At 70.0% G+C, this 22,985-nt stretch carries 17 protein-coding genes; 11 read left to right on the forward strand and 6 right to left on the reverse strand.

Going from position 1 to position 22,985, the window contains the following annotated elements; genetic code table 11:
- The first annotated feature begins 173 nt into the window (after nucleotides 1-173).
- The 10 genes from ONA70_RS13730 (at nucleotide 174) to ONA70_RS13775 (ending at nucleotide 9,420) form a co-directional block, all read left to right on the forward strand.
- Nucleotides 174-1,082, forward strand: a complete 909-nt coding sequence (locus ONA70_RS13730; protein WP_265006795.1) for a dihydrodipicolinate synthase family protein — start codon at nucleotides 174-176, stop codon at nucleotides 1,080-1,082.
- A 3-nt stretch (nucleotides 1,083-1,085) separates the two neighbouring features.
- A complete protein-coding gene (locus ONA70_RS13735; RefSeq protein ID WP_265006796.1) occupies nucleotides 1,086-2,090 on the forward strand; it encodes a proline racemase family protein in 1,005 nt (334 codons plus the stop codon).
- Nucleotides 2,091-2,138: 48 nt separating this feature from the next.
- Entirely contained in the window at nucleotides 2,139-3,512 is a 1,374-nt protein-coding gene (locus ONA70_RS13740; RefSeq protein WP_265006797.1) for an aldehyde dehydrogenase family protein, read from the forward strand.
- Nucleotides 3,512-4,798 carry an aconitase X catalytic domain-containing protein gene (locus ONA70_RS13745; protein ID WP_265006798.1) on the forward strand — a complete coding sequence of 429 codons (1,287 nt, stop codon included), beginning with the start codon at nucleotides 3,512-3,514 and terminating at the stop codon, nucleotides 4,796-4,798. Before ONA70_RS13740 ends, ONA70_RS13745 begins: the two co-directional genes overlap by 1 nt.
- 4 nt (nucleotides 4,799-4,802) lie before the next feature.
- Nucleotides 4,803-5,231 carry an aconitase X swivel domain-containing protein gene (locus tag ONA70_RS13750; RefSeq protein WP_265006799.1) on the forward strand — a complete coding sequence of 143 codons (429 nt, stop codon included), beginning with the start codon at nucleotides 4,803-4,805 and terminating at the stop codon, nucleotides 5,229-5,231.
- Nucleotides 5,228-6,163 (forward strand): ornithine cyclodeaminase family protein, encoded by a 936-nt coding sequence (locus ONA70_RS13755; protein WP_265006800.1) that lies wholly within the window; start codon nucleotides 5,228-5,230, stop codon nucleotides 6,161-6,163. Before ONA70_RS13750 ends, ONA70_RS13755 begins: the two co-directional genes overlap by 4 nt.
- Complete coding sequence (locus ONA70_RS13760) at nucleotides 6,156-7,307, forward strand: NAD(P)/FAD-dependent oxidoreductase (RefSeq protein WP_265006801.1); 1,152 nt, start codon at nucleotides 6,156-6,158, stop codon at nucleotides 7,305-7,307. The genes ONA70_RS13755 and ONA70_RS13760 overlap by 8 nt, the downstream gene beginning before the upstream one ends.
- A complete protein-coding gene (locus ONA70_RS13765; RefSeq protein ID WP_265006802.1) occupies nucleotides 7,304-7,579 on the forward strand; it encodes a (2Fe-2S)-binding protein in 276 nt (91 codons plus the stop codon). The genes ONA70_RS13760 and ONA70_RS13765 overlap by 4 nt, the downstream gene beginning before the upstream one ends.
- 4 nt (nucleotides 7,580-7,583) lie before the next feature.
- Nucleotides 7,584-8,972, forward strand: coding sequence for an NAD(P)/FAD-dependent oxidoreductase (locus tag ONA70_RS13770; protein ID WP_265006803.1), 1,389 nt, complete (start codon nucleotides 7,584-7,586; stop codon nucleotides 8,970-8,972).
- Nucleotides 8,973-9,093: 121 nt separating this feature from the next.
- A complete protein-coding gene (locus ONA70_RS13775) occupies nucleotides 9,094-9,420 on the forward strand; it encodes a trimeric intracellular cation channel family protein (RefSeq protein ID WP_265006804.1) in 327 nt (108 codons plus the stop codon).
- 10 nt (nucleotides 9,421-9,430) lie between these two features.
- Here the strand turns inward: ONA70_RS13775 and ONA70_RS13780 are convergent, their stop codons facing one another.
- From ONA70_RS13780 to ONA70_RS13800, 5 genes are all read right to left on the reverse strand, one after another.
- Entirely contained in the window at nucleotides 9,431-10,108 is a 678-nt protein-coding gene (locus ONA70_RS13780) for a YcnI family copper-binding membrane protein (protein ID WP_265006805.1), read from the reverse strand.
- 128 nt (nucleotides 10,109-10,236) lie between these two features.
- Nucleotides 10,237-10,989: a hypothetical protein gene (locus ONA70_RS13785; protein WP_265006806.1), complete on the reverse strand. Its 753-nt coding sequence runs from the start codon at nucleotides 10,987-10,989 to the stop codon at nucleotides 10,237-10,239.
- Between the two features lie 14 nt (nucleotides 10,990-11,003).
- A complete protein-coding gene (locus tag ONA70_RS13790; RefSeq protein ID WP_265006807.1) occupies nucleotides 11,004-12,809 on the reverse strand; it encodes a copper resistance CopC/CopD family protein in 1,806 nt (601 codons plus the stop codon).
- 5 nt (nucleotides 12,810-12,814) lie between these two features.
- Nucleotides 12,815-13,957, reverse strand: coding sequence for a branched-chain amino acid ABC transporter substrate-binding protein (locus ONA70_RS13795; protein ID WP_265006808.1), 1,143 nt, complete (start codon nucleotides 13,955-13,957; stop codon nucleotides 12,815-12,817).
- A 109-nt stretch (nucleotides 13,958-14,066) separates the two neighbouring features.
- Nucleotides 14,067-15,545, reverse strand: a complete 1,479-nt coding sequence (locus ONA70_RS13800) for an LVIVD repeat-containing protein (RefSeq protein ID WP_265006809.1) — start codon at nucleotides 15,543-15,545, stop codon at nucleotides 14,067-14,069.
- A gap of 635 nt (nucleotides 15,546-16,180) precedes the next feature.
- On the opposite strand from ONA70_RS13800, the gene ONA70_RS13805 reads away from it, so the two are divergent.
- Nucleotides 16,181-16,732: a hypothetical protein gene (locus ONA70_RS13805; RefSeq protein ID WP_265006810.1), complete on the forward strand. Its 552-nt coding sequence runs from the start codon at nucleotides 16,181-16,183 to the stop codon at nucleotides 16,730-16,732.
- Nucleotides 16,733-17,148: 416 nt separating this feature from the next.
- Here ONA70_RS13805 and ONA70_RS13810 read toward each other — a convergent pair whose 3' ends face one another.
- The gene (locus ONA70_RS13810; RefSeq protein WP_265006811.1) at nucleotides 17,149-22,971 is read right to left on the reverse strand and encodes an RHS repeat-associated core domain-containing protein; all 5,823 of its coding nucleotides are present in this window, start codon (nucleotides 22,969-22,971) and stop codon (nucleotides 17,149-17,151) included.
- Nucleotides 22,972-22,985 lie beyond the last annotated feature (14 nt).

Consider the following 22,985-nt stretch of genomic DNA (forward strand, 5'->3'; position numbering starts at 1 on the left):
CACCCGGACGGCCCAAGTAGCGATTGGCAGCACTGCTGTGTGACGTAGCACAGCACTATGGCACAGAGCACATCGCCGCTCTAGAGGCGCACGTAGAGGTGTTACCGAAGCTTGACTTGAGGACGGCGAGCTGCTGTGTGATATTTTACTGACCGTCACGAAAGGGCTCTGACATGACTGCTTCCCCCGCTGCCCGTACCCGCCCCTGGCACGGCGTGCTCGTCGCGGCCGCCCTGCCCTACCGCGACGACCTGTCCGTGGACTTCGACGCCTACGCCGACCACGTGCGGTGGCTGGCCGAGAACGGCTGCCACGGAGTGACCCCGAACGGATCCCTGGGCGAGTACCAGGTGCTGACCACGGAGGAGCGCGCGAAGGTCGTCGAGGTGGCGGTCCAGGCCGCACCCGAGGGCTTCGTCGTCATGCCGGGCGTGGGCGCCTACGGCGCCCTGGAGTCGCGGCGCTGGGCCGAGCAGGCGGCCGAGGCCGGTGCGCAGGCCGTCATGGCACTCCCCCCGAACGCGTACCGCACGGACGAGCGGGCCGTGCTGGAGCACTACCGCGAGATCAACAAGGCCGGCCTGCCGGTGACCGCGTACAACAACCCGATCGACACCAAGACCGACCTGACGCCTCGGATCCTCGCCACCCTGTACAACGAGGGCCTCATCGTGGGCGTCAAGGAGTTCAGCGGCGACGTGCGTCGGGCCTACGAGATCTCGGAGCTCGCGCCCGGACTGGACCTGATGATCGGCACCGACGACGTCGTCCTCGAGGTCGGCATCGCGGGCGCCAAGGGGTGGGTCGCCGGATACACGAACGCCTTTCCCCGGTCGACCGTGGCGCTCTACGAGGCCTCCGTGGCCGGGGACCTGGAGACCGCGCTGCCGCTGTACCGGCTGCTGCACCCCCTGCTGCGCTGGGACTCGAAGACCGAGTTCGTACAGGCGATCAAGCTCTCCATGGACATCGTCGGCCGTAACGGCGGCGTCTGCCGCCCGCCGCGCCAGCCGCTGACCGCCGAGCAGGAGCAGCGAGTCCGCACCGCGACCGAGGCAGCCCTCGAAGCCGGACTGGCCTGAGACATGCGCGCACGCCGAGTGCTGCACGCCGTCGACTCGCACACCGAGGGCATGCCGACCAGGGTCATCACGGGCGGCGTGGCACCACTGCCCGGCGCCACGATGATGGAACGCCGACGCTGGTTCCTCGACAACAGCGACGACCTCCGCACCCTGCTGATGTACGAGCCACGCGGGCACTCCGCCATGTCCGGAGCGATCCTGCAGCCGCCGACGCGGCCCGACGCCGACTGGGGCGTGCTCTACATCGAGGTGTCCGGCTGCCTGCCGATGTGCGGACACGGCACCATCGGGGTCGCCACCGTGCTGGTGGAGACCGGCATGGTGGAGGTGACCGAGCCGGTCACGACGATCCGCCTGGACACGCCCGCCGGCCTCGTGGTCGCGGAGGTCGCCGTCGCCGACGGCGCGGCCAAGGCGGTCACGATTCGCAACGTGCCGTCCTACTCCCACCAGTTGGACGCGACGGTCGAGGTGCCCGGGTTCGGGACGGTCCGCTACGACCTCGCGTACGGCGGCAACTTCTACGCGATGGTCCAGCTCGAAGACCTCGGCCTGCCGTTCGACCGGGGACACAAGCAGGCGCTGCTGGACGCGGGGATGGCGATCATGGAAGCGATCAACGAACAGGACCGCCCGGTCCACGTCAACGACCCCGACATCAGCGGATGTCACCACGTACAGCTCATCGCTCCCGGCTCGGATGTCCGGCATTCGCGCCACGCGATGGTCATCCACCCGGGCTGGTTCGACCGGAGCCCGTGCGGTACCGGCACGAGCGCCCGCATGGCGCAGCTCCACGCACGTGGCGAGCTGGCGTTGGACACCGACTTCGTCAACGAGTCCTTCATCGGGACTCGCTTCATCGGCCGGCTCGTGGAGGAGACCCAGTTGGCCAGCGGCGTCGCCGCAGTGGTCCCGACCATCACCGGGCGCGCCTGGCTGACCGGCACCGCACAGTACTTCCTGGATCCGGACGACCCGTTCCCGGCGGGCTTCCTGCTCTGACCTGACCTCATCCCACCCGGCCCACGTACCGACGCTGAGGGAGCCTTCGTGATCAAGAGCTACTCACCGCACGCACCCGAAGATCTCGTTGCCGAGGCGCCCGTGACCAGTGCCGACGAGGTGGCCAAGGCGTTCGCCCACGCGCGCGCGGCCCAGGCCCGGTGGGGGCGCGGCCCCGCGGCCGCGCGGGCACAGGCACTGTCCGACGCTGCCGACGCCGTGGCGGCAGCCTCCGACGAACTGACCCGACTGGCGGTTCGCGAGGTCGGCAAGCCACTCGGCGAAGCGCGCGGTGAGGTAGCTCGGGCGGTGGCCATCCTTCGCTACTACGCCCAGCAGGTGTACGACCCGGTGGGCGCGATGCACGAACCGTCGAGCCTCGGTCTGCTCTTCACCCGGCGTCGACCGCTCGGCGTCGCCGGGCTCATCACCCCCTGGAACTTCCCGATCGCCATCCCGCTGTGGAAGGCCGCACCGGCATTGGCGTTCGGCAACGCCGTTGTCCTCAAGCCGTCGCCGGACGCGACGGCGACGGCGCTGCGGCTGGCCACCCTGCTCGACGAGGTCCTGCCCGGAGGGCTGTTCACGGTCCTTCCCGGTGACGGCGACACCGGTCGGGCGATCGTGGCCGAGGCCGACGTGGTGTCGTTCACCGGATCCACGGCGGTCGGTGGCGACGTGGTGCGCTCGGCCGCGGCCCGCGGGGTGCGGGTACAGGCGGAGATGGGCGGCCAGAACCCGGCGATCGTCCTGCCCGACGCCGACGTGGAGTCCACCGCCAGGCAGATCGCCGCGGCCGCGATGGGATTCGCCGGTCAGAAGTGCACGGCGACCAAGCGGGTGATCGTCGTGGGGGACGCCGCGCCGTTGCGGGACGCGCTCGTCGCGGCGATCGAGGCGCTGGGGTTCGGCGACCCCGCGCAGGTGACGACCGCGGTGGGGCCGGTCATCACCGAAGCCGCCCGGGACAAGGTGTTGGCCGCCGCCGGCAGCGCGACCGCGGCCGGGGCCCGTCTCCTGACCGGCGGCACGGCGACCGACGACCCCGGCTGGTTCGTCCGTCCCACCCTGCTCGAGGACGTCCCCGCCGACCACCCGCTGGCGTGCGACGAGGTGTTCGGGCCGATCGCCACGCTGCACACGGTGCGTACGCTCGAGGAAGCGGTGGCGGTGGCCAACAATGTTCCACAGGGACTCGCCGCCGGCGTGTACACGCGCGATCTCACCGCCGCGCTCGCCACGGCGGACGCGTTGGAGGCCGGCCTGGTGAAGGTCAACGCACCGACCACCGGGGTCGACTTCTACCTGCCGTTCGGCGGCGAAAAGGCATCCAGCGTGGGCGGCCGCGAGCAGGGCAAGGCCGCGCAGGACTTCTTCACCTCGCTCCACACTGTGACCCTGGCTCCCGGCGAAGGAGCCTGATGCCCGGCGACGACGGCCTGGTCCTCACGGCCGAGGAGCAGTCGATGCTGGCCGGCGAGCAGGGCCCGGCCACCGCGATGTGCATGCGGCTGATCGTCGGGGTCGCGCGCGCGAACGGGGCCGAACGACTGGTGCCGATCGAGTCAGCGCACGCCGACGGCTGCCTGTACCACGGCGTGGCGGGGCTTGAGTTCACCGAGCGGCTGGTCTCCCTCGGCGCCCGGGTGCGGGTGCGCACGACGCTCAACGTCGGCTCGCTCGACCTGCTGCATCCCGGACTGGTACGCGCCGACGCCGAGGTGGCCGAGAACGGCCGGCGCCTGATGGACGCGCACGTGGCCCTCGGCTGCGAGCCGATCTGGTCGTGCGCGCCGTACCAGTCCGGCCACCGCCCGACAGAAGGCAGCCACGTGGCCTGGGCGGAGTCAAACGCCATCGCCTTCGTCAACTCGGTACTCGGGGCGCGCACGGACCGGTACGGCGACTTCATCGACATCGCCGCCGGCGTTGCCGGCCGGGTCCCCTACTCGGGCCTGCACCTGAAGCGAAACCGCGCCGCCGCGCTGGTGCTCGACTTCTCGGCGGTCCCCGCTGCGCTGCTCGACGACGACGTCGCCTGGCCCGCGATCGGGGCGCTGCTCGGCGAGCTCGCCGGAACCCGGGTCGCGGCGCTCACCGGTCTGCCGGGCGACCTGAACGACGGCGGGGTCACCGAGGACCGGCTCAAGGCGCTCGGCGCGACCGCCGCGTCCGCCGGCGGCGTCGCGCTGTTCCACGTTGTGGGGGTGACCCCGGAGGCGCCGACGCTGGACGCGGTGCTCGGGCCGGAGGCCACCACGGTGCCGGTGACGGCACCCGACCTCAGGCGAGCGCGCGAGCGGCTGAGTACCGCCGCCACCACATCACTCGACGCCATCAGCCTCGGCACCCCGCACTTCTCGCTCGCCGAGTTCGCGGCGCTGGCACTGCAGTTGCGGGGCGGCGCGTCGTTCAGCTCGTCGGTTGACGTGTTCGTGTCGACCAGCCGGGCCGTGCTGGCCGAGGCGGAGGCACGCGGGTACGCCGACGCGGTGCGCGACGCGGGTGGCCGCATCCTCACCGACACCTGTACGTACGTGACGCCCGTGCTGCGCGACGGGATCCGCACCGTGATGACGAACTCGGGCAAGTGGGCCTGGTACGCGCCGGCGAACCTCGGCATCGACACCGTACTGGGAAGCCTGGCCGAGTGTGTCGCCTCGGCGAGAGCCGGGAGGGTGGTACGCGATGAGCGGCTGTGGGGATGATCCGGTGACGCTGTCAGGCCGCTCCCTTCACCCGGGACAGGCGAACGGCACCGTACTCGCGCTCGACGAGCCGCTCTCGTTCTGGGGCGGGGTCGACCCTTGCGGAGTAATCGTCGACGCCCACCATCCGCAACGCGGCTCCACGGTCGCCGGGCAGGTCCTCACGATGCAGGCCGGGCGCGGCTCCAGTTCCTCCACCGCAGTGCTCGCGGAGCTAATCCGGTCGGGCCACGCGCCGGCGGCCCTGCTCCTGGCCGAGTGCGACGCGATCCTGGTGATCGGGGCCCTCGTCGCCGCCGAGATCTACGACACCGCACTGCCCATCGTGCAGCTCGCCCACGACGATCTGGCACGACTGCACACCGGCACACGAGCCGCCGTCCTCGCCCACTCCGCACCCCGTGCGGCGACCATCATGGTGAAGAGCCGATGACCGCGACACTGCCGTACCTCGACGAGGCCGACATCTTCGGCCTGGTGCCGTTCGCCGATGCCGTCGCCGTACTGGCGAAGGCCCTGTCCGGCGGGCTCGATCCGCAGGCGTCCCTGCAGCGCTCCATTCACGACGTGGAGCACGGACAGTTGCTGCTGATGCCCGCCGAGACCGCGGCCGTCGTGGGCGTGAAGCTGAGCACGGTGGCTCCGGGCAACTCCGACCGCGGACTCCCCCGCGTCCAGGCGCTCTACGTGCTGTACGACCGGGTCACGCTGACCCCGGTGGCGCTGCTGGACGGCACGGCCCTGACCACGTTGCGAACCCCTGCTGTCTCCGCAGTCGCGGTGGACCACCTCGCCGCGCCCGAGACGCGGCACCTGGTCGTGTTCGGCTCCGGCCCGCAAGCGTGGGGGCATGTGGAGGCGCTGCGGGCCATTCGCCCCCTCGGCACCGTCACGGTGGTCGGCCGGGACCACGACCGCGCGGCGGCCCTGGTCGTCAGGGTCCGGGACAGCGGTCTGGACGCGCGCGTGGGCAGCCACGACGACGTCGCGGATGCGGACGTGGTGGTGTGCGCCACCACAGCCCGCCAGCCGCTGTTCGACGGCCGCCGGTTGCGCCCGGGGACCTGTGCCGTCGCGGTGGGCTCCCACGAGCCGGACGCCCGTGAACTAGACAACGCGACGATCAGTTCCGCCGAACGGGTGGTCGTCGAGTCCCACGGCGTCGCCCTGCGCGAAGCGGGTGACATCATCCAGGCCGTACGCGCCGGCGTCGTCCGCGAGGACAGCCTCATCGAGCTTCGCGACGCGGTGCACCTGGCACCCACCGCCGGTTCATCGGTCTTCAAGAGCGTCGGCATGGGCTGGCAGGACCTCGTGGTGGCCGATCTGGCCTACCAGCGCTGGACGGAGCAACGGCATGCCTGATGTGGTCATCGTCGGAGCGGGCATCGTGGGGGCCGCCTGCGCCTACTATGCCGCGCGCGAGGGACTGTCGGTGGCTGTCCTCGAGCGGGGGACGGTGGCTGGCGGCACCACAAGCCGCGGTGAGGGCAACATCCTCGTCTCGGACAAGGAACCCGGCCCCGAACTGAACCTGGCCCTGGCGTCCCGTACGCGCTGGCTGGAACTGGCCGCCGAGTTCGGCCCCGACCCGTTCGAACTCGAAGAGAAGGGTGGCCTGGTGGTGGCCACCTCGGATCCAGGAGTCGCGGCCCTGACCCGGTTCGCCGAGGGGCAACGGGCCACCGGCGTGGAGACGGTCGCGGTGCGCGCGGACCAGCTCCACGACCACGAGCCGAACCTCGCCCCGGACCTGCCCGGAGGAGTCCTCTACCCCCAGGACATGCAGGTACAGCCGGTACTGGCGGCGGTGTCACTCCTCGCGGCGGCCCGGTCCCTCGGCGCCACGGTGGTCCGCGGCGAGGAGGTCGTGGCGGCCGAACGGGGTCCGGACGGGCGCGTCACGGCGGTCCGGACGCGCACCGGCAGCTATCCCACCAACGCGGTCGTCAACGCCGCCGGAACCTGGGGTGGTCAGGTCGGCGAGCGGCTCGGCGCGCCGATCCCGATCCTCCCCCGCCGCGGGTTCATCCTGGTGACCGAGCCGCTGCCCCGGGTGGTCCGGCACAAGGTGTACTCCGCTGACTACGTCGAGAACGTCGCGTCCGACGTCGCCGGGCTGGAGACGTCCACCGTCGTCGAAGGTACCCAGGGCGGAACGGTCCTCATCGGCGCGAGCCGGGAGCGGGTCGGGTTCGACGACACCATGTCCGTGGAGGTGCTGCGGCGACTGGCCTCCCTGGCGGTACGCCTCTTCCCCTTCCTCGCCGACGTAAGGCTCATGCGGACCTATCGGGGGTTCCGCCCCTACTGCCCAGACCACCTGCCGGTCATCGGTCCAGACCCCCGGATTCCCGGGCTGTTCCACGCCTGCGGGCACGAAGGCGCCGGCATCGGTCTCGCCCCGGCGACCGGCAAGCTGATCAGCCAGATGCTGACCAACGATCAGCCGGACATCGACCCCTCGGCGTTCGCGCCATCGAGGTTCGCGCAGGTGACCGCAGAATGAGCCAGCCACACTTCTCCTTCGACGGCAGCCAGATCCCCTTCCGGCCGGGGCAGAGCGTGGGCGCCGCGTTGACCGCGGCCGGGGTGCGGTCGTGGCGCAGCACCCGACGCGCCGGCCGGCCGCGCGGGTTGTTCTGCGGTATCGGCGTGTGCTTCGACTGCCTCCTCGTCGTCGACGGGCGCCCGAACGAACGCGCCTGCCTCCGCCTCGCCGAGCCGGGCATGGAGGTCAGCACGCAGGAAGGAACCGGTCACGGTGACCTCGAAGTCTGAGCGGATGTTCGACGTGCTGGTGGTCGGCGCCGGGCCGGCCGGACTGGCCGCCGCGACCAGCGCCACCCGCGCCGGCGCGCGTACGGCCATCGTGGACGCCGGCGTGGCGCCCGGTGGCCAGTACTGGCGCCACCCGGCCCCCAGCGAGGATGGCGTGTCCGCCGCCGAGGTGGCCCACCTTCACCATGGCCTGGCGACATATCACCGTCTTGTGGCCGGACTCCGGGCCGTCGCCCAGTTCTCCGAGCACCACGTGTGGACGGTCACCCGCGACACCGACGGCTTCGTCGTGCACGTGATCGACCGGACCGGTGGGGGCGAACGAGCCGTCGAACTCCGCAGCCGTCGGCTCATCCTCGCGCCGGGGGCGTACGACCGTCAGATCCCGTTCCCCGGGTGGGATCTTCCGGGCGTCATGACGGCAGGGGGTGTGCAGGCCCTGCTCAAGGGCCACGGCGTCGTTGCCGGACCGCGGGTGCTGGTGGCCGGAACCGGCCCCTTCCTGCTTCCGGTCGCGGCCGGCCTGTCAGAGTCGGGAGCGAACGTCCTGGGCGTTCACGAGGCCGCCTCCCCGTTGGCGTGGCTGAGTGAACTCGGCGCCGTGATCCGTAATGTGAACAAGCTCGGTGAGGGTGCCAGCTACGCCCGGATGCTGGCGCGGCACCGCATCCCGGTCCATACCCGGTCCGTCGTGGTCTCCGCCCACGGCACGGACGCCGTGGAACGCGTTACCACCATGCGATTGGACCGCAAGGGCCGGGTGGTATCCGGGAGTGAGCGCACAATCGCGGTGGATGTGCTGGCCGTGGGCTGGGGTTTCACCCCGCAACTGGAACTGCCGCTGGCGCTCGGCTGCGCGACGCGCGTGGATGTCGACGGGTCACTGGTGTGCGAGGTCGACGACGAGCAGCGCTCATCGGTCGAGGGCGTCTTTGTCGCCGGCGAAGCCTGCGGCGTGGGCGGCGCCGCGCTTGCGACGGTGGAAGGCGAGATCGCCGGTACCGTCGCGGCCGGCGCCTCGTCCGTCGCACCCCGGCTGCGCCGCTCGCGGGCGGCGCTCCGCCGCTTCGCGCAGGCGATGCACCGGTCCCACCCGGTGCCCGCAGGATGGGTGGACCGGTTGTCCGACAACACGACCGTCTGTCGCTGCGAGGAGGTTTCTTTCGGGGCGCTGCGGTCCATGCAGCAGGACCTCGACGCGCACGACGGCCGGTCGGCGAAGATGCTGACCCGAGCCGGCATGGGTTACTGCCAGGCACGTACCTGCGGCTACGCCGTCGGCTGCATCCTCGGTCAAGAGGCCTCCCGCACCTCCGGCTTCGCCGAACGCCCCGTCTCATCTCCTCTCACCCTCGGCGCGTTGGCAGCGTCCTCTCCGACGGAGAGGGCGTGACAGCACGCACTGTCATCGACATCCTTGAGCTGGTTGGCCTCTGCGTGACCTGATCATCGGGGACACGCCGCCAGCCGCCTTCACAAACATCAGCTACCTGGTGATCCCGTTGGTCGCTGCGGTGGTGACGTTCTTCGTCCATCCCGTGGTACGGCGGCTGGCCTTCACGGTACTGGTCTTCGACGCCGCTGGGCTCGGGCTGTTCTGCGTCACCGGCACCCTCAAGGCCCTCGACTTCCACCTCGGTTCGCTGCAGGCGGTGTTGCTGGGGATCACCACCGCCGTTGGTGGCGGGGTGCTTCGGGACATCACCGCGCGGGACACCGACCTGCCAATGCCCGTCGTCGCCACCGGCGCAGCGGTGTTGGTGTTCCTGTTCCGCATCGTCGCCATGCTGCGCCACTGGACCGCGCCGCGCGCCTGGCAACAACCCTGCTCCACGACGTGATCGTTGTGGCTTATCGCGTCCGGCGCGATCGCACGGTGATCGTCGCGCACACGAGGCCGATCACCAGCGAGGCCACGGACAGCCCGACCGCCCACCAGACCCCCTCATCCGACTGGGTCGTAGGCGCGCGGCCCACGGCCACAGCCGCCTGCTCGGCGCCCGTCGCCGGGGGCGATGCCGGGTTCACCTCGGGCACGAGCCGGAGCACTGGCGCGGGCCGCTCCGGCTCGTCGGTACCGGGGGCTGGCTCCTGGATCCAGCGCACGACCTCGCCGTCGCTGTAGTGCTGGAGCGTCTTGAATACCAGCTGGTCGGTCGCGGGCAGTGGTCCGGCGCTCACGGAGAACTCGTCGTACTCCCCCGGCTTGATCGCCGACTGCGGGTCCGCCACAGTCCAGGTGATCTTGTCAATGACCTCGCTGATCTGCGCGCCGTGCGCCTTGATCGGCGTGGCCGGCTTCTTCTTCGTGATCTCGTAGGACCAGCCGGGGTGTGGCTTCACCGAGACCGAGGCCAGCGGGGAGTCGGTCGGGAACTGCACCTCGATCCTGGTGGTGCTCGCGTCGTCGCTTTCGGTCGGAACGCGGAACGTCAGGGCGGCGTAGCCGCCCTGACTGGCCGTGCCCGGGTTTACCGTCACGTGCGCGAACGCCGCCGTCGGAATGACGCCGACCAGGCAGGCCGCCACGCCTACGGTTACGAGGCCACGTACGGCTCGGCGAAGCATGGGCGTTCTCCAGTTTTCCATTCGTCGAGAATCATCATTCGAACAAGGCGGCTGCAGCCGCCGTACGCGTTCCGGCGCAGATACTCGCGCTAGCCGAGGCGGGCCAGCGTGGTCTTCATCAACGCCTTGACCTTCTCGTCGGAGTCGGCGCGCTTGCCCACGGACTTGATCTGGGCGTAGCCGACGTAGATGATCGCGTTCGCCTTGTGCACCACAACGGTGACCAGATCGTCGTAGGTGTCCGGGTTCACCTCTGGGGGCGAGGTGTGTACGAGATGCTGGGCGAACCCTTTCCATCCGTTGATCTCGATCGACCGGCTGCCGACCTTGTAGTCGCCCACCACGGTCGGCGGTCCGCCGAGCACGCTGAACGCCGCCGGACACTTGGTGGCCTCGGCGAGGACGGTGTTCATCGTGTCGTCGACGAGCGAGGAGTTCTGGAAGACCACCGCGCCCTGTGTGACGACCGGCAGCGACGACGGTCCCACACGCTGTGGCGCGACGATGGTCCGTCCGGTCGGATTGCCACCCACCGGCTCGATTGCCGGCTCCACATTCACCTTGACGTCCTCGGACCGTTGGACGTACGGACAGGTCGGGATGCTGTTCGGGGGCGTGTAGACGACGTGCGAGGAGTGGCCCTCGTCCTTGATCTCGGTCGCGCCTTCGCCCAGGTCACCGGGGCTGACGAGGCCGAACCGGACGGAGTCCACCGTGTAGGGCGGCTTGGCCAGGGGTGCCGGACTCCCGCTGGAGCAGCCCGCCAGGACGCCGAGGGCGAGCAAGCCGACGGCGATTGCGGTCGATCGGCTCCGGGACGCCTTCCGGTCAGCGCCTCGCATGTGTCACCAACCTTTCACCGTGCCGTGAACGGGACGCGCACGGGTGTCTCGTCGAAATCGGAGACTCGGATGTCCAGCCGCAGCACCCAGGCCCCCGGGAAGGGGATGGACATCGAGTTCGCCACGTAGTGACCGGGTTCGGCCGCGGAGACGTTGACGGGCAGTGCCGGGACCTCGCGGTCCCGTGATTCGAGCTGGCCGGAGATCTCGGGTACCGCGACCAGCGAGCCGTCCGGCCCGGTGAGGTAGATGTCGGCCACGTTGCTGCCCGACCTCGCCGGCTCGATCTTCACCTCGACCGAGCCGTCCCGCAGCCCGGCGGCCGGGCCGGCCCGGTCCACGGCGTTGGTGGGAATGGGGACGGTGGTGTGCACCGGCGGCGCGTAGCTGGTGCGGGCCGGGGCGGTGTTGACGAGGACGGCCGTGATCGACACGACTGCGACCCCGAGCAGGATCTCGCCCACGACCGAGCGGCGCAGCCGGCGCACCGCGGCGGAGGGGACGGCGTCGAGGCCGAGGGGTTCGCGGCTGCGTCGCCGTACGAACCGCCGCGCTCCGGCGGCGAGACCCACCACGGCGAGGACGGCGGCGAGCTTGCCGAGAAGCAGCCGTCCGAAGTCGGTTGCGCCGAGCGCGGCCCACGTCCCCACCTGCCGCCAGGACAGATAGACGCCGGTCGCCGCGATCATCGCGAAGCAGATCTGCGCGAGCCGGGAGAATCTCGGCAGCGCGGGCTCCAGGGTGATGACGGGGGTGGTCGCCCGCCTCCCGAGCGGGATGAGGACGCAGGCCGCGAGCGTGATCAGGCCGCCCAGCCACAGGGAAATGGCGAGTAGGTGCAGGCTGGTCGCCGGCACGGCCAGCCAGGTCTGCACGCCGGTCTGCGCATGATCCGCCAGCGTCCAGGTCAGCGTCAGGGCGACGGCGCCGACCGTGGCGACCGCGGGCAGGACGATCCGGCGGGTGGCGCCGGCCGCTCCGGCGCCGGCCGTCCCGGTGGTGGCGGCGGGAGAGCTGGGGCGTACGGCGATCCCGAAGGCCACGCCGAGGGCGAGCACGATCACCAGCCGCGCCAGCAGGGCGTGGCCCAACCGCGTGGACAGCGCCGCGCCGAGCAGGTCGGGGTCGAACACTCCGGCCAGCGATGTGCCTGCGGCGTACGGCCCCTGTACGAGCAGGACCACCACGGTGCCGGCGGCCAGCACGGCGAATCCTGACCACACGATGCGCCGGCCGCGGCGGTCGGTGCGGCCGGCGGGCCAGAGCACGGCGACGAATAGGGCGCCACCGAGGGCGAGGGCCACACCGAGAAAGGCCAGGGCGCGGCCGACCGCGTCGACGACGAGGACGGCTCGGTGGGCGTCCTGCTCCACCGGGGCGGTCGTTGCGCTCGGCTGGCCGATGCTGAAGCTGAGCGCACCCGACACCACGTGCGAGTCCGCGGAGGTGACCCGCCAGGCCAGGACGTAGGTTCCCTCGGTCAGATCCGTGGGCAGGCTGACCCGCGCCGTGTTGGCCTTCCCGTCCACGTGACCAGGGGTGCCGATCGCCAGCTTCTTCGCCGTCGTGTCGAGCAGCTGGATCGACCGCTCGTTGAAGCTGACCGCCTCGTTGAAGCGGAGCCGGACCTCAGCCGGGGGCGCGGTCAGCACCTCGCCGTCGACCGGCGAGGTCTCCAGCAGGTAGGCGTGGGCGTACGCCGGATGCGCGGTGGACGCGAGGTCCGTGACCAGGCCGCCGGTCGCGAGGAGGAGGACCACCGCCAGCCGCGTGACCAGCCGGGCCCAGCGTTGGCCTGCGGGGTACATGCTGCGCGTCATCCGACCTAGTCCGTACGCAGCTTGCTGGCCAGGGTGAACGTGCCGCCGCGGACCTGGGCGATGACGTAGTTGTCGTACCTCAGCGAGTGATCGGCGGCGAAGCGGAGCGTCCCGGTGAAGGTGGTGAAGCCTTCGAGCCGCGGGAGGTTGTCGACGACCTTCGACGGTGCGGTGTCCGCCGCCTGGCGCACCGCCTGTGCCATCGCGCGGAGCGCGTCGTAGGCCTGCATGGCGTCACGGCCCGGGTCCCGTCGGAAGCGGTCCTTGAAGCGCGCTGCCCAGTCGGCCGCTGCCGGGAGAAGCCGGGGGCCCGCGGCCGTGGTGAGGAACGCGTCCTCGGCCGCCGCGCCGGCGGCCTGTAGGAACTCGGGGCTGTCCGACTCGGAGGAGGCCATGAAATAGCCGGTGTAACCGGCCTGGCGTAGTGCGCTCACCAGTCGTCCACCTGGTTCCGCTGCCCCCGTCCAGTAGACGAAGTCCGCCTTGGCAGCGGTGACGGTGCTGACGAGCCCCGCGAGATCAGGACGGTTCGCTTCGGCGCTCTGCCTGCTCACCGTCAGGCCGTCGGCCTTGACCCTGTCGGTCACCAGGCCGGACAGCCGCTGTGACGCCGGCGAGCCGTCAGCGAGCACCACCACCCGCTGGGCGCTCCGGTAGCCCATCCAGTGCACCGCGGCCAGCGCCTCCTGATAGACCGTTCCCTCCATCGGGAACACCGACGGCAACCCGGCCTCGATCAGCCGGTCGGCGCGTGCGGAGGAGACCAGGAACGGCGTGCCCTCCGCGGCCACGGCGTTCGCCGCCGCCACCGCCGCGTTCTCACACAGCCCGCCGACCACCCCCGCGACGCTCTTGGCGGCCAGCCGCGTCGCCCCCTGCTCGCCGGTCGCCGGCGCGCAGCCGCCGTCCTCGACGGCCAACTTCACCTGCCGCCCCAGCACCCCGCCCTGGTCGTTTAGCTCAGCGGCAGCCAGCTGCGCCCCGTCGACGAGGTCTTGCCCACGCTCAGCCATGTCGCCTGACAGCGGCGCCAGCACCCCGAACGTGATCTCGCCCCGCAGCCTCGCGGCGCCCCCGCCCTCGTCAGAGGCAGAGCACGCGGCGAGCAGACCGCTCACCACCAGCGCGGCCGCGCCCAGCGCGAGCACGCGCACGGCACCTCTGCGTCGCACCGATCTACCTCCATGTCCGTCACCATCGAAAGCCGGCCCGGGCGCAGCGGTCGCCACGCTCGGGCCGGTGCTTTCGCTCAGACGGTTACTTGTCGCACGAGTTCCAACAGATCTTCTCGTCCGGCGCGCCGGCCAGTTTGCCGTCGAACCGCAGGACGTCGACACCCCGGCTGTAGTCCGCGACGTAGACCAGCCCGTTGTGCCAGTAGACGGCCGACGCCGAACCACCGGTCACGCCCTGCCCCGACGGCACGCGGAAATAGCCGACCTGGGTCGGGTTCCTCGGATCCGACACGTCGATGAAGCGGGTGCCCTGCCCGTACCACCCCTGCGCCACGATGTTGCCGTTCACCGTGAACCAGTGCGCGGAGCAGCTACCGGTGGTGGCCGATCCCTCCTTGCCCCACGGCGACCAGTGGCTGATCAGTTCCAGCCGGAACGGATCCTCCGGCGTGGAACGCCAGCCCTCGCCGTCGTAGCTGCCCTTCAACGAGGCGATCTTGAACTCCCCCGCCCGTGAGCAGGTCGTGATGTTCTCGTTGGTGATGTAGAGCAGCTCGCCCTTGTCGAAGGCGCCGACCTTCTCCGTGTTGTGGTACGCGTTATGGTCGAAGAAGTCGAAGAAGGCGGTGCCCTCCGGGTTGGTGGCGACGACGGTCCCGCCCGCGTACGGCACCGGGTCGTACGCCGTCGCGACGCGGTTGCGCTTCTGCACCGGGTCGTAGTGGTTGCCCTCGGTCCAGTAGCCGCGCACGCCACCCTCACCGGAGGCCCAGGCGATGCCGTCCTTGTCGACGTCAACGCTGTGCACGTAGTCGGTGACCCCGTCGTGCCGACCGAGATCGACCGCCTGGTCGAAGGTGTACGGGTGCTTGATGTCGTGGATGTCGGTCACCCGCACCGGCACGCCTTTCCAGGAGGGGTCCTGGCCTGGCGTCCCCGTGTTGGCCGGACCGACCGACCACAGGTACTTGCAGTCATTGATGCAGGTGGCCGTGTGCCCGGCCGGAATCGGGTGGAAGGTGACGATTTCCGGCTTCCAAGGATTCTTGACGTCGACGATGTAGACGCCGGACTGACCGGTCGAGACGGTGCCGCCGAAGCCGCGCGGGTCCCGGATGAGGAAGACCAGCTTGCGCTTCGGGTCGACGGTCATGTTCTCGCCTTCCCAGAACCTGTCCTGGGTGTCCCCCGGCAGGCGCAGCTCGGCCGCCGTGATCTTCGAGACCAGGGCCGGGTGCTCGGGGTCCTTCAGCGACCAGACGGCGAGGCCGCCGGTGCCGTTGGCGAACATGAAGTCGTAGCCGTACTTGTCGTAGTTGATGAAGTTCAGCGCCGAGTAGCCGCTGACTCCCCTGACGTTGTCGATGAACGTGACGTTGCCCGCGACGGCGGTCGTCGGAACATTGTGGACATCGTCGATGGCCGGACCGCCATGGGCGGAGTTGTCCGACGGACCCGAGTCTGGCGGCTCGTAGGCGGACGCGGCGCCGGCTCCATACAGCTGCACTACGACAGCCGTCGCCAGAGCGACCGCACCCGCCACGAGGGGTTTCGTTCTCACCGCATTCTCCCTTGGCATCTCCCTTGGCGACCCTCAGCGCAGGTTGGGGACCGCGCGGCCGAAGAGCGTACGTGGCATGACACTAAAGACGGCACGAGCGGACCGTCATGGTGCAGGTGTCGAGAAGGCCGCCGTACGGCTCCGTCAATCGTCGTGATCATGCGGGGCAGCACGTCGGTGGCCCGGCGTTGCTGGTGCGCGAGACGAAGGACTCGGTCGAGGGCGACCCAACCGGTTCCTCCGTTGCCTGCACCAGCGCCTGACCCACCCGCCAGCTCTACGACGAATCCACGGCCTTCCCGACCCGAGTCGAGGCCTCCGCTTGACCGGAAGGGAGATCGGAGGGTCTCGGCTGGACCTGCCGGAACTGCCGCGACCCACCGAACGGGCGCCCTGCAGATGACCGGCTGCCTTGCAATAGTCGAAGACGAGCCGGAGTGCGGTAACGCAGCCTGTCATTGCGGCTCCCGTGGATGGTGCAGGCATGACGGCTCCCACCCTTGCCGGTTTCGACGCCTCCACCCCAATCGCAGAGCGTCAACTGGCGCATGTACCGCGCGTGGCCGGGCCGTTAGCTCAAGATTCGTTCAAGAATAGTCGGCATTGATGATTGATGACCGGATTCTGTTGGGAGGATGACGACTGTTGTCGCGTTCATGTCCAGAGAATGGATGCTGTTGATGAGTCGCATGAAGACGGTCCTTGTGGGCCTTTCACCCCTCCGGCGCGCTTGGAGCCGGCGGATCCGGTCCGGGCTCCTCGCCCTTGCGGTCACGGCCGTCACCGTGTTCGCTACCTCGACGCCGAGCATGGCCAGCGGTGACCTCTACTTCGTTGCATGTGAAAGCTCAAACGCGTCCTGTCAAACCGGCGTGAAGGTCGCGTACCCGGCCGGCGTGTGCACTACCGCGTCGGCGTACTACGGCTCCACTATTGTCTGCGTCGACTACTACGGTGACTACGTGTACGTCAAGGACAACCACGCCGACGGCTTCGCAGCGATGGCGTACATCGAAAGCGAATTCGGCGTGCGAGACCGGTACTGCCGTAACCCTCATACCGCTGGCACCTGGGCGAGGTGCAACTTCGACTGGAGCGAGTCCGGCAGGAAAGAGGTGAGTGGTGGCATTCTTCAGAACTATGCCACCATGCCGCTCGACTACCTGTGGTCGTTTTCCAACAACTAATGTGGTGGCCCGCAGCGCGGCCAATTCCGGTTGAAAACCAGCGCCTCGTCATGCAGCCTAGAACGGGTAATCCGGGTGCCGGATTTGGATCCAACGGCGAATCCCAGATCCATTCTGGACGCTGTTGGCGAATCCCCTGGGCATGACCGCTGCCCGGCATGATCGACACGATCATGCCGGGCAGCGGTGTCTGTGGGGGTGCGATGTCGTTGCGCCCGACCGGCGCCGGCAGATCGTTCGAGAGAGTACGCGGGACGGGGCTGTCGTCGGCGGCCTCGTCAGGGTTCCCCAACCCGCGTCGACAAGACGGCGGGTTGCCGCGATCCATGCTTCCACCGCTTGCCGGGTTGGGCCTGGCGGAACGCGGCTGGCCGCCGTGGCGAGATCGCCACGACGGCCAGCCGGTTCACGTGCGGCTACTGGCAGGAGCCGCGTAGACACTTGCTCCAGATGGTGTAGGTCCCGCTCACTCCACCTCCCGAAATGCCCCGGTTGTCGGTGCCGATCAACCCACCCGCGGGGTTGGTGCCGACCGAGACGTCCCAGTCGTCCGGATCAATCTTGCCGGTCTTCTCGTCGATGCCGTAACCGCCACCCCATCGACCGATGCTGCCCGAGACGCTGGTGTCGTGGCGCCCGTGGGACCGGTGGGAGTAGGAGATGGTCGGGAACACCGAGCCGATGCCGGGCGTGGCCGGGTTGCTGTTGAACGATCCGTTCACGCTGACCTTGCCGTTCTGGAACTTGATCTTCCCGCACACTCCTACGCAGAGCGTCCAACTGATGCCCACGTGCTTGTAGAGATGGTCGTAGAGGCCACCATGTCGCGGAATCGGATCCTTGCCGCAGATGCTGGTGTAGCCGGCGTACCGGGCCATGCAGTGCATCCACTGGTCCTTCTTGGCCTTCAGCGCGGCCAGCCGGGCCCGTTTCGCGGCCTCCTCCCGGGCTTTCTTGGCCGCGTACTCGCGGGCCAGCCGCCGCGCCTCGGCCGCCTTCTTCTGGTCGTACATGTGCAGGTAGGCAGGCGAGATCTTCTTGCGCTTCGGGTGGTAGTGGTGGTTGCCGCTGCCGCCGTACTCGCAGCCGTCGCAGAAGTGCGAGCCGCCCGAGCCCGAGGACTTCTTCTTCGTCGACTTCTTCTTCTTGGGCTTGCTCTTGTGGGCGTTCGGGGTGTCGTAGCCGCCACAGGCGTCGCAGTAGTGGCCGCCGACCGGGTCGTACGACCAGCGACCGTCCGGGTCGCTCTCGGTCATCGGGGTGTTGTTGGCGTAGGCGTACCCGTTCATCTGCTGCGGTTCGTTGTGGTTGATCAGCGGATCGACCGAGATGAACCGTCCGGTCACCGGGTCGTACTCCCGGGCGCCGAGCTGGGTCAGTCCGGTCGGGTCGACGGTGCCGCCGACGAAGCCCTTCTCGGTCGGCCAGCTCGGAATGGCCCCCCGCAGCTTGCCGAAGGGCAGGTAACGGCGCTGGATGACAGCGAGGTCACCAGCGTCGATGGACAGTTGTGCGGTGCCGTGCCGGTCGGCGGCCTCGAAGGTGAGGCCGGCGGCGGTCCGCACCGCGGTGACGGAGCCGAGCGGGTAGTAGCGGGTGGCGGACACCGCCCCGGTCGCCTTCGTCAACTTCAGCTCGGTGCCGCCGAGGTAGAGGGTGACCGCGTTCGCGTCCCGGCGGATCAGCCGGTTGCCGTCCGCGTCGTACAGGTAGTCGGTGGTCTTGCCGCCCTCGGTCACCGAGGCCAGCAGGCCCTCGGGGTCCCAGGTCAGGATCTGCGCCGAGCCGGCCACATTCCGGCCGACGGTGTTGCCGGTGCTGTCGTAGCTGAACGAGTTGGTCTGCCCCGCGGTAGCCACCGCGGACAGCGCGTGCGGCTGCGGTGAGCCGGCTGTCGGGTAGGTCGAGGTGCTGGTCACCCCGGCGCCGGTGGTGGTGTCGTAGTTGGTTTCCGTGAGCCGGTTGCCCGTCTTGTCGTACGTCCAGGACTGCCAGTACGGGGCCGGCCCACCCAGCACCGACGGGCTCGGGGCGGCGGCGCAGTTGTCCGTCGCCGTCCAGGCCCGGGTCAGGCGACGCAGGTAGTCGTAGCTGAAGCACTGGGTGTCGGCCGTCCCGCCGAGCGGCGTGTCGGCGATCCGGGTGACGTTGCCGGCGGGGTCGTAGCTGTAGTTGACGTCGGCCAGGTGCGTCGGGGAGACCGTGCGGTCCACCAGGGAGCGGGTCAACCGGCGGGTCGCGTCGTCGTAGAAGAAGGTCTGGGCGACCTGCTTCCCGGCAACCGCCTGCAGGGTGTACTGCGCCGGCTCGTCGTAGGGGGTGTAGCTGGCCGCCGTCAGCATGGTCGCCAGCCCGGTCTGGGCGGTCTGCAACCGGCCGTCACCGTCGTAGCCGTACCGCAGGGTCTCCGCGGCAAGTCCTCCGGCAGCCGGGTAGGAGGCGGACAGCGGCAGCCCGGTGGCCGTGTAGCCGGTGTTCACCCGGTAGCTGCCGGCCAGGTTGCCCTCGCTGGCCGGGACGGTGACCGTGCTGCCGAGCGAACGGTAGCGCAGATCGTAGCCGTTGACCGCGGTGGTGTAGGCGTTGCCGTTCACGTACCGGGTCGCCGTCGCCGGCTGGCCCTTCACCACCGCACCGCTGGCCAGGGTGTCGTACGTCCAGGCGGCCCGCTTCGGTCCGGCGGTCGACCCCTCGTAGAGGCCGGTCCGGCGGCCCAGGCCGTCGTAGCTGTACGCCAGGGTGGTGCCGCGGGCGTCGGTCTCGGTGAGCAGCTGGTCGGCGTTGTCGTAGGTGTAGGTGGTGGTTCCCTTGTCCGGGTCGTCGTCGCGCACCTTGCGCCCGCGCAGGTCGTAGGCGTACCGCCAGACGTTGCCCGCCGCGTCGGTGACCGTCGCCAGGTCACCCGAGCGGGTGTAGGTGTAGGTGGTGGCGTCGTAGCTGCCGGTGGGCGACCCCGAGGTGTACTGGCGAAGCTCGATGGTCTGCCCATGGGCGTCGGTGATCGTGGTCGTCGGGGGGTCGCCGGCCGGCGGGTCCACGGTGGTTCGGTCGCCGCCGTAGCTGGTGGTGGTACGCCACTTCTCGACGCCGTAGGAGAGCAGGATCTGGTTGGTCTCCCGCTCGTCGCCGTCCTGCACGAAGCGGGTCTGCGCGGGCACGGCGTTGTCGGCGACGGTCAGCAGGGTGGTGCCGGCGGCCGCGCTGTTCCAGTACGGCGCGTTGGTCTTCACCGTCTGGCCACGGGAGTCGTAGAAGGTGTCGGTGACCACCCGGCCGCCGCCGGAGGCCGGCTCCTGGGTCTGCCGCGGCCGCAGCCGGCCGTCGTAGAAAGCGTACGCCGGGTCGTAGCCGCCGTCGTCGCGCAGGCTCTGCGTGGTCACGACGTTCGGTCCCGAGGCCTGCACCAGGTAGGAGAACTTCAGGTTCGCCGGCTCACCGCCGGACTTGGACTGGTCGGTCAGCCAGACCGCGGTGAGCCGGCCGAGCGGGTCGTAGATCAGGTCGGTACGGCGAAGGTTGGCGTCGACCGTGGCGACCTGCGCGCCCCAGGCCGGCTCCAGCGTGGTGGTCGTCGTGTGTCCGAGCGCGTTGGTGACGGCGACGCCGGTGGTCGGCCCGCCACTGGCCGGGGTGTACGCCGTGCTGGTCTTCCGGTTCAGCGCGTCGTACGAGGTCAGCGGCCGGCCGTAGCTGTCGTAACTGGCCCGGGTCACCTGCGCGTAGGTCGGGGTGCCGCCCGCATAGTCGACGAGCTCCTGGGTCAGTGTCTCGTCGCCCCGGGTCGGCGCGGTGCCGAAGGTGGTGGAGCCGTCGTAGAAGGTCCGGACGTCGGAGAGCACGTCCGCCGGACGGGACGGGCTCACCGAACAGTTCACCGAGACCCGCTCGACGCGCACCTCGTAGTCGACCATCCAGGCCCCGGTGTTGCGGGCGTAGGTGGTCCGGTTGCACTCGTCGTCGGCGCTCGTCGACGTGTCGCCCAGGTCGCTGACCTGGGTCGGCAGGCCGTACGAGTCGAAGCTGGTCCGGGTCTCGGTGCGCCGGTACCCGGAGGCCAACGCGATCCGGTTGCGTTTCTTGGCCACTCCGGTCAGGTATGCCCTGGTGGACCCGTGGGTGGCGGTGGCGGCCGAGATCCACGGATCGTCGATCTCACCGTCCAGTTCGCCGCCGCCGACCCCGTTGTAGGTGATCGACTCCCGGACGAACCCGGCGAGCGCCGGGTGGTCGGCCACCCCGACCCCCTCGGAGTCGGTCACCGAGACGCTGCGGGCGCCGCTGGTCAACTTGTCGCCGTCCATGCCCCGCAGGTAGAGCGTCTCGCGCTGGGAGCGCACCTCGCCCGACGCGCCGTGGGTGACCCGGACCCGGCCGTACCCGCGCCATTCGCTCCAGGTGCGGTACTTGGCCGGGGTGAGCTCGTTGTCGTCGTGGTGCCAGGCCCCGCCGCCGAGGTACTCGTAGTCGGTCTCCTCGATCCCGGCGATGCCGGACTGGTCGTCGGAGAGGACCTGGATCGGGACGTACTTGTGGAACCAGTCGAGCTGGGGCGCCGTGGCGCCCTCCGGCGTCCAGTACTGGGGGAAGCACCGGCTGGTGTTCGAGTCCGGGGTCGGCGGCGCCGCCCGGGTGCACTCCTTGGCCGAGTAGTTGACCCGCACGTGCCCGCCCGACTCGTCGTACACGTCGGTGACCCGCCACTTGTACATCGGGGGGATGCCCTCCTGCGCATCCACTCGATTTTCTAGCTGGGTGCCCTCGAAGGTGACGGCCGGCAGGGCGATGCTGCCGCCCACCTTGCCGGTGTCGGTGATGGAGGCCAGCCACAGCGCCGGCGAGGTGCCGTCGCCGGGGTCGCGGAACTGGTAGCCCAGGGTCCAGGTGTCGACGTCACGGTAGGTGGTCCCGGAGACCCACAGCCGGGTGGTGACGCTGGCCAGCCGCTTGCGCGTCCAGAACGTCGGGGCGAACAGGTTGGTGCAGGTCGCGCCCGCAGCGCAGGCCAGGTCGTACGGTACGTCGGGCCAGTTCTTCGCGGTGTCCTTGGTGATCGCACCGGTGCCGCAGGTCGCACCCGCCGCGCACCGCTCCTCGACGCCGAAGTCGACCCGCATCGGCGCCGGCGCCGAATACATGGTGTCGGAGCGCTGGCCGTAGTCGACCCGGGTCAGGTAGCCGCCACGGTGGTAAGCGGTCCCGGCCGACGCGGTCAGGTTACGACCGTAGTAGTTGGTCTCGGTGGTGTAGAAGTACGACATGGCGTTGCCGTCCGGGTCGACCACGTAGTCGAGGTTCCACCGCCAGGCCTGGTCGCAGTAGGACGTCGCGAAGGTCGAGGCGTGGCAGGGCTCCCCGGTGTCGTTGCCGAAAACCGGCGCGGTCCACGCCGAGTTCGTCACCTCGTTGCCGGTGGTCCAGCCGGGCAACCGGTTGAGCCCGAAGAAGTACTGGGTGCCGTCGCGGCTGGTGACCTTCCAGTACTCACCGTCGTTGTCGCCGTTCGTGGCACCGCTCAACCGCTCCACCCGGGAGCCGTCATCGTTGCGCAGCCGCCAAGCGCCCGTGGTGTCGTCCTTGACCAGTTCGATGGTGCGGCCGCTCAGGGTGAGGAACGCGTTGTCGGTCTCCCAGCACAGGTCGTACGGCTTCGGAGTGGTCGTCACGTCGTCCGAGCACGACTTGTACCGCCGCTCGACGAAACCCTCGTTGAGGTCCCAGCCCTCGCCCACCCACGACGCCTGGTTGTTGGTGCCGGCGGTCCGGCCGTCCACGCTGCCCGAGGAGTAGGAAATGTTCAGGTCGGGCTCCGGGCCGCCGAATGCTGGCGGTCCGTCCATCGGGTACGTCCAGTTGAAGTCGCCGGACGAACCGCCGGCCTCCCAGGATGCCGAGGCGGCCAGCGAGGTCGCCGAGTAGCTGCCGGCGCTGCCGGCCGGTGCCGCGGTGACCGCCAGCAGGGTCGCCGTCGCACCGAGGGAAATGTCGGCGGTGAGTTTTCCGGCCCGAACCGCGTTCTGGGTCGGCAGCGCCCGCTCGGCTCGGCACTCCGGGCGTTGCGGGCTGGTCAGCGCGCATTCCGGCAGCTGCACGAGGTGAAGCCGGGACGCCCAGTCCCCGCCGAAGGCGGCGCGGAACGAGGAGTAGTCGACTTCGACCGACACCCGGCCGGCGCGTGCCGCCCCGACGGTGACCAGCAGGCCGGCCACGCCGGCCCGCTCGGTGGTCGGCCGGTCGAGCACCTGGACCCGGACCC

This window comes from Micromonospora yasonensis (genome assembly GCF_026013475.1).
GTDB classification, from domain to species: domain Bacteria; phylum Actinomycetota; class Actinomycetes; order Mycobacteriales; family Micromonosporaceae; genus Micromonospora; species Micromonospora yasonensis.